Source organism: Neisseria dentiae (assembly GCF_024580525.1).
Classification (GTDB): Bacteria; Pseudomonadota; Gammaproteobacteria; order Burkholderiales; family Neisseriaceae; genus Neisseria; species Neisseria dentiae_A.
Genome location: NZ_JANIKQ010000058.1, coordinates 1 through 752, shown reverse-complemented (window position 1 = coordinate 752; position 752 = coordinate 1). Strand labels below are relative to the sequence as shown.

Here is a 752-nt window from a genome sequence, read left to right as displayed (position 1 = left end):
TCGATAATGTATCTAAGTTTACTTCCAAGCTGGATACTTCTCTATCTTATACGGGACAGATGCGGGCTGCTACTCGGGATTTATGGAAAGCTATCGAAAGTGGTAAGGTTTCGAGAAGTCAATTTACCAAAGCCCAGTTAACTAAGATTCAACAAGGCAATGAAAAGATCCCTGGTTATACATGGCACCATAATGCTCAAAGCGCTCCGAATAATATGCAGTTAATACCGACCAGCATACATAAGGCTGTTCTTCATACAGGTCAAAATTCATTAAGTAAAGGTCAATAGAAATGAGAAAGTTGTCAGTATCTTCAGATGAAGGATTTGTTTCTCCAAATATAATTAGGAATTTTGCCACAGATGTGGGGATTGTTTTTCCTAAATCTTATATATCAATTATTAGCAAGCATGATTATTTATACCCAAAAGAAAAAATTTTTAATTTTATAAATGTTTATAATGAAAAAGATGAAAGAGATATTGTATTTTTAGGGTACAAAAATGAATTAGGTTATGAGGATATTTATAGTTATTCGTGCATTGATGATGATTATAGCTATGGAAAAAAAGTTATTGCCTTTGGTCTTTGTGCTAATGGTGATTATGTTTGTTTTGACTATCGGAAAGGCAGAGAAAATCCATCAGTTGTTGTAATGTATCACGATGATTTTTACGAAGATGAAAATGGTGATACCAAGATGGTTGTGAATTATGTTGCGGACAATTTTGATGATTTCTTAGAAATGCTGC

General features: G+C 33.2%; 2 protein-coding genes. Both read left to right on the top strand.

What is annotated here, in order from left to right:
• The coding region (locus tag NQ012_RS12845; protein ID WP_257067965.1) for an HNH endonuclease at positions 1 to 290 on the top strand (290 nt) is incomplete at its 5' end.
• 2 nt (positions 291 to 292) lie between these two features.
• Positions 293 to 752: SMI1/KNR4 family protein (locus NQ012_RS12840; RefSeq protein ID WP_257067964.1), on the top strand; the 460-nt coding region annotated here is incomplete at its 3' end.